Origin of the sequence: Nocardioides sp. GCM10027114 (assembly GCF_042659625.1) — a bacterium.
In the GTDB taxonomy this organism is placed as follows: domain Bacteria; phylum Actinomycetota; class Actinomycetes; order Propionibacteriales; family Nocardioidaceae; genus Nocardioides.
In genome coordinates, this window is sequence record NZ_JBHSSS010000019.1 from 1 (window position 1) to 14,218 (window position 14,218).

Sequence of the window (14,218 nt, forward strand, 5' to 3'; positions counted from 1 at the left end):
CCACGTCGACGACGGCACCTTCCTCTGGCGCAGTCCGTACGGACACGCCTACCTGCGTGACGAGACCGGAACCCGCGACGTCACCCCCGACCCCGCCGCCACCCGGCAGCGACTGATCGACGCCCATCGTGGGGTCGACCCGCCCGAGGAGTAGATGCCCCGCCCCACACCCCGCCAGGCAACGCTCGGCGGGGACACGGGCGTGTCACCACCCCGCATGCCAGAGGGTCTCGACGGGCTCGACCGGCGTACCTCACCGCCGTGCGTGGCTCGCGGGGTCTCGACGGGCTCGACCGGCGTACCTCATCGCCGTGCGTGGCTCGCGGGGTCTTGACGGTCTCGACGGGCTCGACCGGCGTACATCGCCGCCCTGCGCCGGCTGCGGGGGTCTCGACGGGCTCGACCGGCGTACATCGCCGCCCTGCGCCGGCTGCGGGGGTCTCGACGGGCTCGACCTCCGTTGGTCGCCGCCCTCCACACCTCGACGGGTCTCGGCGGGCTCGGCCGGCGCGCGGCTGCCGGATGGCGGTATGGGTTCGGGTGGGGCGGCGTGTCGCGGATACCCTTGCGCGGTGACTCCCGAGCAGCTCTCCGCCACGATCGTCGACGTCCTGACGACCCTGTCCGACGAGGGTGCCCTCACCCTGCCCGACGGGGTCCCGACGACGGTGACGGTGGAGCGTCCGCGCCAGCGGGAGCACGGCGACTACGCCACCAACGTGGCGTTGCAACTGGCCAAGAAGGCCGGCATGAACCCGCGCGAGCTGGCCACCCTGGTCCAGCAGCGTCTCGAGGCCGCCGACGGCATCGCCAAGGTCGACGTCGCCGGCCCGGGCTTCCTCAACATCTCCGTGGCCGCGGACGCGCAGGGCCAGGTCGCCCTGGACGTCGTCACGGCGGGGGAGACCTACGGCCGCAACGAGGCGCTGGCAGGGCAGCGGATCAACATCGAGTTCATCTCCGCGAACCCGACCGGGCCGCTGCACCTGGGCCACACCCGCTGGGCCGTCCTGGGTGACGCCATCGCCCGTGTGCTCTCCGCCGCGGGCGCCGAGGCCACCCGCGAGTTCTACATCAACGACCGCGGCAACCAGATGGACAAGTTCGCGGCCAGCATCGAGGCCGCCGCCCTCGGCCGCCCGGTGCCGGAGGACGGCTACCGAGGCGACTACATCGCCGACCTCGCCCGCGCCGTCGTCGCCGAGCAGCCCGGCATCCTCGACCTCCCCGACGAGGAGCGCCTCGTCGCGTTCCGCGAGGCCGGCTACGCCCTGCAGCTCAAGGAGCAGCAGGACCAGCTCGACTCCTTCAACACCCACTTCGACGTCTGGTTCTCCGAGCGGCAGCTCCACGACAACGGCAAGGTCGAGCACGCTCTGGAGGTCCTCGACAAGCAGGGCCACCTGTTCGAGCAGGACGGCGCGCTGTGGATGCGCACCACCGACTTCGGCGACGACAAGGACCGCGTGCTCCGCCGTACCAACGGCGAGCTCACCTACTTCGCCTCCGACACCGCCTACTACGTCGACAAGCGCGAGCGCGGCTTCGACGTGTGCATCTACCTGCTCGGCGCCGACCACCACGGGTACGTCGGGCGCCTCAAGGCGATGGCCGCCTGCGCGGGCGACGACCCGGCCGAGCACATCGAGGTCCCGATCGGCCAGCTGGTCAAGATCATGCGCGACGGCGAGGAGGTCCGGCTCTCGAAGCGTGCCGGCGAGATCGTCACCCTCGGCGAGCTGGTCGACCTGATCGGCGTCGACGCCCTGCGCTACTCCCTGGCGCGCTACCCCGCCGACAGCCCGCTGACCCTCGACGTCGCGGAGATCACCAAGGCCTCCAACGACAACCCCGTCTACTACGTGCAGTACGGCCACGCCCGCACCTGCCGGATGATGGAGAACGCCGCCGATCTCGGCATGTCCGTCGCCGACGCCCGCGACGGCTTCGACCCTGCGCTGCTCTCTCACGAGCTCGAGGGCCAGCTGCTGCGCGCGCTGGCGGAGTTCCCGCGGGTCGTCGCCAGCGCAGCCGAGCTGCGCGAGCCGCACCGGATCGCCCGCTACCTCGAGGCGACCACCTCGGTCTTCAACAAGTGGTACGACACCCGCGAGTGCCGGATGCTCCCGCAGGGCGACGAGCCCGTCGGCCCGGTCAACCTGACCCGCCTCGTGCTGGTCGCCGCCACCCGCACCGTCATCGCCAACGGCCTCGACCTGCTCGGCGTCTCCGCGCCCGAGCGCATGTGAGCGCGGACCGTTGCCTGCACACGAAGCCGGCTGGGCCCACGCCGACGGAGCCCTCAAGGGTCCGTCGTGGCTGCGCCAGCCCGCCGACCCCAACACCCTGGTCCAGCACCTGTGGTCCACGACCGCCGAGAAGGTCGACGGCCGGCTCACCGTCGGCGGTGTCGCGCTGACCGACCTGGTCGCCGAGCACGGCTCCCCGGCGTACGTCCTCGACGAGGCCGACTTCCGGGCCCGCGCCCGGGCCTTTCGCGACGCCTTCTCGGCGTACGACGTCTACTACGCCGGCAAGGCCTTCCTCTGCACCACCGTGGCCCGGTGGGTGGCGGAGGAGGGGCTCCACCTCGACGTGTGCACCGGCGGCGAGCTCGCCGTCGCCGAGCGGGCCGGCTTCGACCCCGCCCGGATCGGCTTCCACGGCAACAACAAGAGCGTCGCCGAGCTGCGCCGCGCCGTCGAGATCGGCGTGGGCCGGATCATCGTCGACTCCTTCCATGAGATCGACCGGCTGGCGGCCGTCACGGCCGACCTCGGCCGCACCGCCGGCGTGATGGTCCGGGTGACCGCGGGCGTCGAGGCCCACACCCACGAGTACATCGCCACCGCCCATGAGGACCAGAAGTTCGGCTTCTCGATCACCTCCGGCGACGCCCTCGACGCCGTACGCCGCGTGTCCGAGGCCCCTGGCCTCGAGCTGCTGGGCCTGCACTCCCACATCGGCTCGCAGATCTTCGACTCGTCCGGGTTCGAGGTCGCGGCCCGCCGGGTGCTCGCGCTGCACGCGCGGGTCTCGGAGGAGCTCGGCGTGACCATGCCGGAGATGGACCTCGGCGGCGGCTTCGGCATCGCCTACACCACCCAGGACGACCCGGCCGACCCCGCGCAGCTGGCCACCGAGCTCAGCAAGATCGTCGAGCACGAGTGCCGCGCGCTGGGCGTCGACCGCCCCCGGCTCTCCATCGAGCCCGGCCGCGCGATCGTCGGCCCGGCCATGTGCACCGTCTACGAGGTCGGCACGGTCAAGGAGGTCGCCCTCGACGGCGGCGCCCGCCGCACCTACGTCTCGGTTGACGGCGGCATGAGCGACAACCTCCGGACCGCCCTCTACGACGCCGACTACTCCTGCACCCTCGCCTCGCGCGCCTCCGAGGCCGCGCCGGTGCTGGCCCGGGTCGTGGGCAAGCACTGCGAGGCGGGCGACATCGTGGTCAGCGACGAGTTCCTGCCCGGTGACGTCGCGCCCGGCGACCTGGTGGCGGTGCCCGGCACCGGCGCCTACTGTCGCTCGATGGCGTCCAACTACAACCACGTGCCGCGGCCGCCGGTGATCGCGGTGCGGGACGGCGGGACACGGGTGGTGGTCCGGCGCGAGAGTGTGGATGACCTGTTGGCGACTGATGTGGGAGCACACGGTGAGTGAGAGCAAGGCGTTGCGGGTGGCCGTCCTCGGCTGCGGCTCGGTGGGGTCGCAGGTGGTGCGGCTGCTCGAGGAGCAGGCCGGCGACCTGGCGGCCCGGGTCGGCGCCCCGGTCGAGCTCGCGGGCGTGGCGGTTCGCCGCGTAGACGCCGCGCGCGAGGTCGAGGTGCCCGAGGGTCTGCTCACCACCGACGCCGAGGCCCTGGTCCGCAGCGACGACGTCGACCTGGTGGTCGAGGTCATCGGGGGCATCGAGCCCGCCCGCTCGCTGATCCTGGCCGCGCTCGAGCACGGCAAGTCGGTCGTGACGGCCAACAAGGCGCTCCTCGCCGACGACGGCCCGACGCTGTTCGAGGCGGCCGCGAAGGCCGGACGCGACCTCTACTACGAGGCCGCCGTCGCCGGGGCCATCCCGATCCTGCGCCCGCTGCGCGAGTCCCTGGCCGGCGACCGCGTCACCCGCGTGCTCGGCATCGTCAACGGCACGACCAACTTCATCCTCGACAAGATGGACACCTCCGGCGCCGGCTTCGCCGAGGCCCTCGAGGAGGCCCAGGAGCTCGGGTACGCCGAGGCGGACCCGACCGCCGACGTCGAGGGCTTCGATGCCGCCGCCAAGGCCGCGATCCTGGCCTCGCTGGCGTTCCACTCGCGGGTCACCGCGGCCGACGTCTACCGCGAGGGCATCTCCGAGGTCACCGCCGCCGACGTGCAGTCCGCCCGCGAGATGGACAGCGTCGTGAAGCTGCTGGCCATCTGCGAGCTGCGCACCACCCCCGAGGGCGACGAGGCCGTCGCGGTCCGGGTCCACCCGGCGATGATCCCGCGCAGCCACCCGCTGGCGTCGGTGCGCGAGGCCTACAACGCGGTCTTCGTCGAGTCCGAGGCCGCCGGGCAGCTGATGTTCTACGGTCCCGGCGCCGGAGGCTCGCCGACCGCGTCCGCCGTGCTCGGCGACCTCGTCACCGTCGCCCGCAACCGCCTCGCAGAGACCCGCGGCGCCGGCGAGTCGGCGTACGCCGACCGGGCGGTGCTGCCGATGGGGGAGACCGTCACCCGCTACCACGTTGCGATCGACGTCGACGACCGCGCGGGCGTGCTCGCGGCGGTGGCCACGGCGTTCGCCGACAACGACGTCTCGATCCAGACCGTCCACCAGGAGGGCCGCGACGAGGACGCCCAGCTCGTGGTCGTGTCGCACACCGCGACCGACGCCCGGCTCGCGGCGACCGTCGAGCACCTGCGGGGCAGGGACTTCGTCCGCGAGGTCACCTCGGTGATGCGCGTCGAGGGAGGCGCGGAATGAGCCACGACACCACCGCACGGCGGCAGTCGCTCACCCGCCAGTGGCGCGGAGTGATCGAGGAGTACCGCCCGCTGCTCGACATCCCCGAGGGCGTCCCCGCCGTCACCCTCCGCGAGGGCGGCACCCCGCTCGTGCCGTCCGGCTGGCTCTCCGAGCTCACCGGCGCCGAGGTGTGGCTGAAGGTCGAGGGCGACAACCCCACCGGCTCCTTCAAGGACCGCGGCATGACCACCGCCATCTCGGTCGCGGTGCACGAGGGCGCGAAGGCGGTCGTCTGCGCGTCCACCGGCAACACGTCGGCCTCGATGGCCGCCTACGCCGCGCGCGCCGGCCTCAAGCCGCTGGTGCTCGTCCCCGAGGGAAAGATCGCCGCCGGCAAGATGGCGCAGGCCATCCTCCACGGCGCGCAGATCATCATGGTGCGCGGCAACTTCGACCACTGCCTGGAGATGGCCAAGGGGCTCTCCGAGCGGTACCCCGTCGCCCTGGTCAACTCCGTCAACCCGGTGCGGCTGGAGGGCCAGAAGACCGCGGCGTTCGAGATCGTCGACTTCCTCGGCGACGCCCCCGACTTCCACCTGCTCCCGGTCGGCAACGCCGGCAACATCTCGGCGTACTGGCTGGGCTACACGCAGTACGCCGACCTCGGGCACGCCTCCCGGCGTCCGGTGATGCGCGGCTTCCAGGCGGAGGGTGCCTCCCCGCTGGTGACCGGCGAGCCGTTCCCCCACCCGGAGACCAAGGCGACCGCGATCCGCATCGGCAACCCGGCGTCGTGGAAGCTGGCCGTCGCCGCCCGCGACGAGTCGTGCGGCCGCTTCGCCGCCGTCACCGACGAGCAGATCCTGTCCGCGCAGCGCGACCTCGCCTCCCGCGACGGCGTCTTCGTCGAGCCCGCGTCGGCCGCGGGGGTGGCCGGGCTGCTGCAGGAGCTCGAGGCGGGGGAGTCCTACGCCGGCCGGTCGGTGGTCGTCACGGTCACGGGCCACGGGCTCAAGGACACCGCGACCGCCCTGGAGGGCTTCGGCGACCTCGTGGACAACGTCGTCGACGCCGACGTGGACGAGGCCGCCCGCGCGGCCGGGCTGCGCTGAGCCGTGGCGACCTTCGTCGACGGGCCCGTCCGGGTCACCGTGCCCGCGACCTCGGCCAACCTCGGCCCCGGCTTCGACTCGCTGGGCCTCGCGCTCGACCTGCGTGACGAGCTCAGCGCCGAGGTCTGCCGCACCGGCCTCGAGATCGAGGTGGAGGGCGCGGGCGAGGCGGACGTGGCCCGCGACGAGTCGCACCTCGTGGTGCGGGCGATGCGCGCGGCGTTCGAGGCCATGGACGCCGCCCCGACGGGGCTGCGGCTTCACTGCCGGAACCGCATCCCGCACGCGCGCGGCCTCGGCTCGTCCTCGGCCGCGATCGTCGGCGGCCTGGCGCTCGCCCGCGCGCTGGTCGCCGGCGGGAGCCTGCTGCTGGACGACGACGCGGTCTTCGACCTCGCGGTCCGGCTCGAGGGCCACCCCGACAACGTGGCCCCCGCGTTCTACGGCGGCTTCGTCATCTCCGGTTCCGAGGACGGCACGAGCTACGCCGTCGGCGCGCCCGTCGACCCCCGCGTGAGCGCCGTCGTCTTCGTGCCGCCCGTGGGCGTCAGCACCGAGAAGGCCCGCGGCCTGCTGCCGGAGTCCGTCCCGCACGCGCACGCCGCCGCCGATGCCGGCCGGGCCGCGCTGCTCGTCGCCGCGCTGGGCGGACAGCCCGAGCAGCTCTGGCGCGCCACCCGCGACTTCCTCCACCAGGACTACCGTCGACCGGCCATGCCGGACTCGCTGGCGCTGGTCGACGAGCTCCGCGGCGACGGAATCGCCGCCCTCGTCTCGGGCGCCGGCCCGACCGTGCTGGCGTTCACGGCCGGTGGTCAGGCGGGGCTCGACCTCCTGGCGCGGTGCCCGTCCGGGTGGGAGGCGCTGCCCCTGGCCGTCGACCACCGGGGCGCTCTGGTTCTCTGAGGGTCGACGCAGGCCACGCCGGGAACGTGCCCGATGCCACATCGCGTGGCCCTGGTGGTACCGTGGCCGACGTCAGCGGTCCCGTCGGACCCTCGACGCCGCACCCGTCCCGAGCAGGGACCGCGGTGCGAACCCCTTCCTCATCCCCGTGGGTCTCCCACGCAGCCGCTCGTCCTCCTGTGACGCCGGGCGGCGAGGAAACCATGACCAGCCGTGACCAGCCGTGACGGGGCGGCCGACGACCTCCCGCCGGCCCGGCACTGATGACGTGGGAAGGACCTCACGTGACCGAAACCATCGAACCCGCTGCCGAGGGCGCCAAGGCCGCCCCGAAGAAGCGCGGCGGGCTCAACGGCATGCTGCTCGCCGACCTCAAGGCCATGGCCGGCAGCATGGGCATCGCCGGCGCCGGCAGCATGAAGAAGGCGCAGCTGATCGAGGCGATCAAGGGTGCCCAGTCCGGCGGCCAGTCCTCGGGGGGCCAGTCCTCGGGGGGCCAGTCCTCGGGGGGCCAGTCCTCGGGGGGCCAGTCCTCGGGGGGCCAGACCGCGGGCAAGCAGGACCCTGGCAAGCAGGACTCCGACGACCGCGGCCGGGAGCAGCAGCGCGACCAGCGCCGGGACGAGCAGAAGGACGGGCGCAAGGACGAGCAGCGAGACCGCTCGGACCAGCAGGCCGGGAAGCAGGCCGACCGGCGCGCCCGCACCGAGCAGCGCCAGCAGCAGTCGGAGAAGCAGCAGGCCGACAAGCAGCAGGCCGACAAGCAGCAGGCCGACAAGCAGCAGGGCGACCGGCGCGACCGCGGCGACCAACGCGGGCAGCGTGACCAGCAGCGGGACACGCAGCGTGACAAGGGTGACCGTGGCGACCAGCGCCAGCAGCGGGACCAGCAGCAGGCCGACAAGCGGGACAGGTCCGACCAGTCCGACCAGGGCGACCAGAGCGGTCGCGACGACGAGGGCCGCAGCCGCAACCGGCGCCGCCGCGGGCGTGACCGCGACCGCAGCCGTGGCGGCCAGCGCAACGAGCCGGACACCACGATCCTCGAGGACGACGTCCTCGTGCCGGCGGCCGGCATCCTCGACGTGCTCGACAACTACGCGTTCGTGCGGACCAGCGGCTATCTGCCTGGCCCGGACGACGTCTACCTGTCGCTCACCATGGTCAAGAAGTACGGCCTGCGCCGCGGCGACGCCGTGGTCGGCCAGGTGCGCCAGCCCCGCGAGGGCGAGCGCAAGGAGAAGTTCAACCCGATGGTGCGCCTCGACAGCGTCAACGGGGCGGACCCCGAGGCCGCGCGGTCGCGGGTCGAGTTCAGCAAGCTGACCCCGCTCTACCCGAGCGAGCGGCTGCGCCTCGAGACCGAGCCGGGCAACCTCATCGGGCGGGTCATCGACATCGCCGCGCCGATCGGCAAGGGCCAGCGCGGCCTCATCGTCTCCCCGGCCAAGGCCGGCAAGACGATGATCATGCAGTCGATCGCCAACTCGATCACCACGAACAACCCCGAGTGCCACCTGATGGTGGTCCTGGTCGACGAGCGGCCCGAGGAGGTCACCGACTTCGAGCGCTCGGTCAAGGGCGAGGTGATCTCCTCGACGTTCGACCGTCCCGCGGCCGACCACACCATGGTCGCGGAGCTGGCGATCGAGCGGGCCAAGCGGCTCGTGGAGCTCGGCCACGACGTGGTCGTCCTGCTCGACGGCATCACGCGCCTCGGCCGCGCCTACAACCTCGCCGCCCCGGCGAGCGGGCGGATCCTGTCCGGCGGCGTCGACTCGGCGGCGCTCTACCCGCCGAAGCGCTTCTTCGGTGCTGCCCGCAACATCGAGAACGGCGGCTCCCTCACCATCCTCGCGACCGCGCTCATCGAGAGCGGCTCGAAGATGGACGAGGTGATCTTCGAGGAGTTCAAGGGCACCGGGAACATGGAGATCCGGCTGCGGCGCGACTTCGCCGACAAGCGGCTCTTCCCGGCCATCGACGCGGTGCAGTCCGGCACCCGCCGCGAGGAGCTGCTCATGAGCAAGGAGGAGCTCGCCATCGTCTGGAAGCTCCGGCGGGTCCTGTCCGGCCTCGACGGCCAGCAGGCCCTCGAGCTGCTGCTCGAGCGGCTGCGGAAGAGCCAGACGAACATCGAGTTCCTGATGCAGGTGCAGAAGTCGACGCCCACCCCGGGCTCCGACGACTGAGACCTCGACCGGTGAACCGGGCCGCACGCGCCGCGTGCGGCCCGGTTCACCTTTCTCGGGGGGCCGCGGCGGTTAGGCTGCGCCCACAGATCACATCCGGAAGGGGGAGTGGCGTGGCCAGGATCCTCGTCGCTGACGACGACGTCGACATCCGTGAGCTCGTGGAGTTCAAGCTGTCGACCATGGGACACGACATCGTCGCCGTGTCCGACGGCGCCGCTGCCATCGACGCCTGCAAGGCGCAGCGCCCCGACCTCGCCGTGCTCGACGTCATGATGCCGGGCGTCTCCGGCCTCGACGCCGTGCGGGTCATCCGCTCCGACCCGTCGCTCTCCGACCTGCCCGTCATCCTGCTCACGGCGCGCGCCCAGGAGTCGGACGTGGAGACCGGGTTCGACTCCGGCGCCGACGACTACATCACCAAGCCCTTCAGCCCGCGGGAGCTCGCCTCCCGCGTCGAGGCGCTCCTCACCCGCGACTGATGGATCTCGCGCCGCTCGGGCCCGGCACGTCGTGACCACCCCAGGCTCCCAGTCGGCTGCCCGCGTGGTGGCCTCCGCGTTCGCACCCGTGCGCGCCACGGCCGTGCTGCTCGTGGTCGTCGCCGTGGTCGGGCTGGGCTCGACCGTGTACGCCGTCGCCCGGCTGTCGCAGGACGTCCACCCCGCGCAGCAGGCACACCGGGCGGCGCTGCAGGACGTCACCGACATGGCGCTCGCTGCAGCGGCCTACGAACGCTCCGACGACCGAGCGCACCTCGTCGATCACCGCACCGCGCGCGAGCGCTGGGCCCGGCACGCCGGACTCGTCGAGGAGCTCGCGGTCAGCGACCGGGCGCTCGCCGCGGTCGTGGCGGCCGAGGTGGAGGAGACGCGTGCCTGGACCCGGGCGTCGCTGCGGCCGGGTGACCAGCCCCTCGACGACGTCCGGGCCGCCCACGACCGCACGGTGGCGGCGCTCGAGCGGGAGCTCGCCGGCGCCCGCGGTCTCGCCGTCACCGTGGGCGGCGTGACGCTGGTGCTGCTGGTGGTCGTGGCCACGTCGGGCGCCTGGCTCATGGGCCGGTCCCGCCGGCTGCTGCTCGCCGAGGTGGCGGGCCCGCTCGCCGAGCTCGAACGAGCGGCGCGACGGCTCGCGTCCTCCGGGGCCGGTGAGCGCGCCGAGCAGACCGGCAGTCGCGAGGTGCGGTCCGTGGCCGCGGCCCTGAACCAGCTGGCCGAGGCCGAGGACCTCGCCCGGGCGGTCGAGCTCCGCGTCCACCAGGAGCTGCGCTACCTCGACACCGCCCGGAGCGACTTCGTCGCCAACGTCTCCCACGAGCTGCGGACGCCGCTCGCCACCATCAGCGGCTACCTCGAGCTGATCAACGACGAGTTCGACGGCCGGGTCGCCCCTCACCACCAGAAGATGCTGGACGCGATGCGTCGCAATGTCGGACGTCTCCGGCTGCTCATCGAGGACCTGCTCACGCTGTCGCGAGCCGAGTCCGGGGTCGACGAGCTGGAGGAGGTCGACCTCGCCGCGATCGTCGTCGACGTCGTCACCGACCTTCGGATCCCGGCCGCCAACCGGGGCATCCGCATCGACCTCGGCCTGGTGGCGGGGGAGCGGCTCTCGCTCCTGGCCGACCGCCCCATGCTCCAGCGCGCGCTGCGCAATGTCGTCGGCAACGCGGTGAAGTTCACCCAGGGCAGCGGCGTGGTCGACGTCTCCGTGTCGCGTGACGCGGACGACCTGCTGGTGGTGGTGCGGGACCACGGCATCGGCATCCCCGCCGGCGAGCTCGACCGCCTCGGCACCCGCTTCTTCCGGGCGTCCAACGCAGTCGCCAAAGAGATCGCCGGGACCGGCCTGGGGGTCCGGATCGTCCAGGAGGTCGTCGACGAGCACCGGGGCGAGCTCCGCGTGCAGTCCGTCGAGGGTGAGGGCACCACCGTCACCGTGCGGCTGCCGCAGACCTCCGCAAGGCCGGTCCCTCACGGCCCGGTGGGCGTCACGGTCGCCCCGTCACTGGATCAGCGGTCCTGATTACCGGTCGGCTGGACCGGGGTGGCACAATTCATGGCTGGTTCCGGTTCACGTGGTCCGCAGGGCGCGGACGACGACCCGGCGACTGAGAGGACACCATGAAGAAGGACATCCACCCGGACTACGTCGTCACCGAGGTGACCTGCACCTGCGGCGCGACGTTCACCACCCGCAGCACCGCGACCTCCGGCAACATCCACGCCGACGTCTGCTCGCAGTGCCACCCGTTCTACACCGGCAAGCAGAAGATCCTCGACACCGGCGGCCGCGTCGCCCGCTTCGAGGCCCGCTACGCCAAGGCTGCCAAGAAGTAGCCCCGTCCAGGCGCCGGCCCCCCGCTACGGCGGGTGGCCGGCGCCTGTCGATTTCTGCACCTCACCCCAGGCCGATCCCGGCCGTCCATCCAGAGCACGCAGCAGGGAGGCGCGATGTTCGAGGCCGTCGAGGGGCTCGTCGCCGAGCACGCCGAGCTCGAGCAGCGCCTGGCCGCGCCCGAGACGCACGCCGACCCCCGGCTCGCCAAGCGCCTCAACCAGCGCTACGCCGAGCTGTCGTCGGTCATCGACGCGTGGCGGGAGTGGCAGCGGCTCGGCGACGACGTCGAGGCCGCGCGCGAGCTGGCGGCCGAGGACCCCGCCTTCGCCGAGGAGGTGGAGGCGCTGGCCGACCGGCGGGCCGTGACCGAGGAGCGGCTGCGCCGGCTGCTGGTGCCGCGCGACCCCGCCGACGCCAAGGACGCCCTCCTCGAGGTGAAGTCCGGCGAGGGCGGCGAGGAGTCGGCGCTCTTCGCCGGCGACCTCCTCCGCATGTACACCCGGTACGCCGAGCGGCGGGGCTGGAAGGTCGAGGTCCTCGACGCGACCGAGTCCGACCTGGGCGGCTACAAGTCGGTGACCGTCGCGGTCAAGGCGAAGGGCACGCCCGAGCCGGGGGAGGCGCCGTACGCCCTCCTCAAGTTCGAGGGCGGCGTCCACCGCGTGCAGCGGGTGCCCGTCACGGAGTCGCAGGGGCGCGTGCACACCAGCGCCGCCGGGGTCCTGGTGCTCCCGGAGGCCGAGCAGGTCGACGTCGTCATCGACGAGAACGACCTGCGCGTCGACGTCTTCCGCAGCAGCGGACCCGGCGGCCAGAGCGTCAACACGACCGACTCGGCCGTGCGCATCACCCACGTGCCGACGGGCATCGTCGTGAGCTGCCAGAACGAGAAGAGCCAGCTCCAGAACAAGGAGCAGGCGCTGCGCATCCTGCGGTCCCGGCTGCTCGCGGTCGCTCAGGAGGAGGCGGATGCCGAGGCCAGCGAGGCGCGGCGCAGCCAGGTGCGCACCGTCGACCGCTCGGAGCGCATCCGCACCTACAACTTCCCGGAGAACCGCATCTCCGACCACCGCACCGGCTACAAGTCCTACAACCTCGACCAGGTGCTCGACGGCGAGCTGCAGCCCGTCCTCGAGTCCTGCGTCGAGGCGGACCTGGCAGCGCGGCTGGCCGCCCTCGAGGCATGAGCGGCGCCGACGTCGACCGGCGCGCCCTCCTGGCGGAGGCCGCCGCGCGCCTGGGCTCCGGTGGCGTGGCCAGCCCCGAGCACGACGCCGCCGAGCTGCTGGCCCACGTGCTGGGCTGCCGCCGGGGCGACCTCGTGCTGCGGTCGGTCGTGCCGGGTGAGGTGGCGGAGCGCTTCCGCGCCCTGGTCGAGCGCCGGACGGGCCGGGAGCCGTTGCAGCACCTCCTCGGCACCGCCCACTTCCGCCACGTCGAGCTCGCGGTGGGGCCGGGGGTCTTCGTGCCGCGCCCCGAGACCGAGCTCCTCGCCGGCTGGGCGGTGGAGGCGGCGCTGTCGCTCGAGCGGCCGGTGGTCGTCGACCTGTGCACGGGGTCCGGGGCGATCGCCAAGGCGGTGGCCCACGAGGTGCCGCACGCCGAAATCCACGCCGTCGAGCTCGACGAGGTGGCCCACGGCTGGGCCACGCGCAACCTCGCGGGGACCGGGGTCGACCTGCGGCAGGGCGACATGGCCGAGGCCTTCGCCGACCTCGACGGCACCGTCGACGTGGTCGTCTGCAACCCGCCGTACATCCCGCTCGAGGCGTGGGAGTCGGTGGCCCCCGAGGCGCGCGACCACGACCCGTCCCTCGCGCTGTGGTCGGGGGACGACGGGCTGGACGCGATGCGGGTGCTCGAGGCGCGCGCCGCGCGGCTGCTGCGGCCCGGCGGAGTGCTCGGTGCGGAGCACGCCGACGAGCAGGGGGAGAGCGCCCCGGCGGTCTTCAGCGTCACCGGACGGTGGGGCGAGGTGCGCGACCACCGCGACCTGGCCGGGCGTCCGCGCTTCGTGACGGCGCGACTGGCAACATACCTGTCGTGAGCGAGCGATACCCGACGTCCACCGACGAGGAGCGCGAGGCAGCCGTCGCCGCGGCCAGCACGGCCGTGCAGCAGGGCAAGCTGGTCGTGCTGCCCACCGACACCGTCTACGGCATCGGCGCCGACGCCTTCGACCCGGCGGCCGTGCGCGCGCTGCTGGCCGCCAAGGGGCGCGGCCGCGAGATGCCGCCACCGGTCCTCGTCAGTGCCGCCACCACCCTCGACGCCATCGCCGTGGGTGTGCCGGGCTACGCCCGGGCGCTCGTGGAGGCCTTCTGGCCCGGGCCGCTGACGCTCGTCTGCACCCAGCAGGCCTCCCTCCAGTGGGACCTCGGCGACACCCGCGGCACGGTCGCGGTGCGGATGCCCGACCACCCGGTGGCACTGGCGCTGCTGGAGCGGACCGGCCCGCTGGCCGTGAGCTCCGCCAACCTCACCGGCAAGCCGGCGGCCGTGGACGCGGACCAGGCCGAGGAGATGCTGGGGGACAAGGTCGAGGTCATCGTCGACGCGGGGGAGGCGCCCGGCAAGGAGGCCTCGACGATCGTCGACGTGACCGGCACCCAGGGGCGTGTGCTGCGCCGCGGTGCCCTCTCGCTCGAGGAGATCAACGCCGTGCTGGAGCCGCTGGGCGCCACCCTGACGGACGACGCCTGAGGCGCGGGGTC

At 73.1% G+C, this 14,218-nt stretch carries 12 protein-coding genes; all 12 read left to right on the forward strand.

The window, feature by feature from the left end; all coding sequences use genetic code 11:
• Positions 1 to 572 precede the first annotated feature (572 nt).
• The 12 genes from argS (at position 573) to ACFP2E_RS08370 (ending at position 14,207) form a co-directional block, all read left to right on the forward strand.
• Entirely contained in the window at positions 573 to 2,249 is a 1,677-nt protein-coding gene (gene argS / locus ACFP2E_RS08315) for an arginine--tRNA ligase (protein WP_378523164.1), read from the forward strand.
• Between the two features lie 10 nt (positions 2,250 to 2,259).
• Positions 2,260 to 3,666 (forward strand): diaminopimelate decarboxylase, encoded by a 1,407-nt coding sequence (gene lysA, locus ACFP2E_RS08320; RefSeq protein ID WP_378523165.1) that lies wholly within the window; start codon positions 2,260 to 2,262, stop codon positions 3,664 to 3,666.
• On the forward strand, positions 3,644 to 4,969 hold the full coding sequence (locus tag ACFP2E_RS08325) for a homoserine dehydrogenase (protein ID WP_378523435.1): 1,326 nt from the start codon (positions 3,644 to 3,646) through the stop codon (positions 4,967 to 4,969). The genes lysA and ACFP2E_RS08325 overlap by 23 nt, the downstream gene beginning before the upstream one ends.
• A complete protein-coding gene (gene thrC, locus ACFP2E_RS08330) occupies positions 4,966 to 6,063 on the forward strand; it encodes a threonine synthase (protein ID WP_378523166.1) in 1,098 nt (365 codons plus the stop codon). The genes ACFP2E_RS08325 and thrC overlap by 4 nt, the downstream gene beginning before the upstream one ends.
• A 3-nt stretch (positions 6,064 to 6,066) precedes the next feature.
• Positions 6,067 to 6,969, forward strand: a complete 903-nt coding sequence (gene thrB, locus ACFP2E_RS08335) for a homoserine kinase (RefSeq protein WP_378523167.1) — start codon at positions 6,067 to 6,069, stop codon at positions 6,967 to 6,969.
• 284 nt (positions 6,970 to 7,253) lie between these two features.
• The gene (gene rho, locus ACFP2E_RS08340) at positions 7,254 to 9,161 is read left to right on the forward strand and encodes a transcription termination factor Rho (protein ID WP_378523168.1); all 1,908 of its coding nucleotides are present in this window, start codon (positions 7,254 to 7,256) and stop codon (positions 9,159 to 9,161) included.
• Between the two features lie 113 nt (positions 9,162 to 9,274).
• Positions 9,275 to 9,643 carry a response regulator transcription factor gene (locus ACFP2E_RS08345; protein ID WP_378523169.1) on the forward strand — a complete coding sequence of 123 codons (369 nt, stop codon included), beginning with the start codon at positions 9,275 to 9,277 and terminating at the stop codon, positions 9,641 to 9,643.
• A 64-nt stretch (positions 9,644 to 9,707) separates the two neighbouring features.
• Positions 9,708 to 11,189 (forward strand): sensor histidine kinase, encoded by a 1,482-nt coding sequence (locus tag ACFP2E_RS08350; protein ID WP_378523170.1) that lies wholly within the window; start codon positions 9,708 to 9,710, stop codon positions 11,187 to 11,189.
• Between the two features lie 98 nt (positions 11,190 to 11,287).
• Positions 11,288 to 11,503 (forward strand): 50S ribosomal protein L31, encoded by a 216-nt coding sequence (gene rpmE / locus ACFP2E_RS08355; RefSeq protein ID WP_378523171.1) that lies wholly within the window; start codon positions 11,288 to 11,290, stop codon positions 11,501 to 11,503.
• Positions 11,504 to 11,617: 114 nt separating this feature from the next.
• Entirely contained in the window at positions 11,618 to 12,691 is a 1,074-nt protein-coding gene (gene prfA, locus ACFP2E_RS08360) for a peptide chain release factor 1 (RefSeq protein WP_378523172.1), read from the forward strand.
• A complete protein-coding gene (prmC, locus tag ACFP2E_RS08365) occupies positions 12,688 to 13,551 on the forward strand; it encodes a peptide chain release factor N(5)-glutamine methyltransferase (RefSeq protein WP_378523173.1) in 864 nt (287 codons plus the stop codon). The genes prfA and prmC overlap by 4 nt, the downstream gene beginning before the upstream one ends.
• Positions 13,548 to 14,207: an L-threonylcarbamoyladenylate synthase gene (locus tag ACFP2E_RS08370; protein WP_378523174.1), complete on the forward strand. Its 660-nt coding sequence runs from the start codon at positions 13,548 to 13,550 to the stop codon at positions 14,205 to 14,207. The genes prmC and ACFP2E_RS08370 overlap by 4 nt, the downstream gene beginning before the upstream one ends.
• Positions 14,208 to 14,218: the final 11 nt, after the last annotated feature.

Excerpts from the sequence above, each read along its gene's own strand:
- ACFP2E_RS08325 (WP_378523435.1), top strand. The coding sequence starts at position 3,644 with ATGTGGGAGCACACGGTGAGTGAGAGCAAGGCGTTGCGGGTGGCCGTC.
- thrC (WP_378523166.1), top strand. The coding sequence starts at position 4,966 with ATGAGCCACGACACCACCGCACGGCGGCAGTCGCTCACCCGCCAGTGG.
- rpmE (WP_378523171.1), top strand. The coding sequence starts at position 11,288 with ATGAAGAAGGACATCCACCCGGACTACGTCGTCACCGAGGTGACCTGC.
- prfA (WP_378523172.1), top strand. The coding sequence starts at position 11,618 with ATGTTCGAGGCCGTCGAGGGGCTCGTCGCCGAGCACGCCGAGCTCGAG.
- prmC (WP_378523173.1), top strand. The coding sequence starts at position 12,688 with ATGAGCGGCGCCGACGTCGACCGGCGCGCCCTCCTGGCGGAGGCCGCC.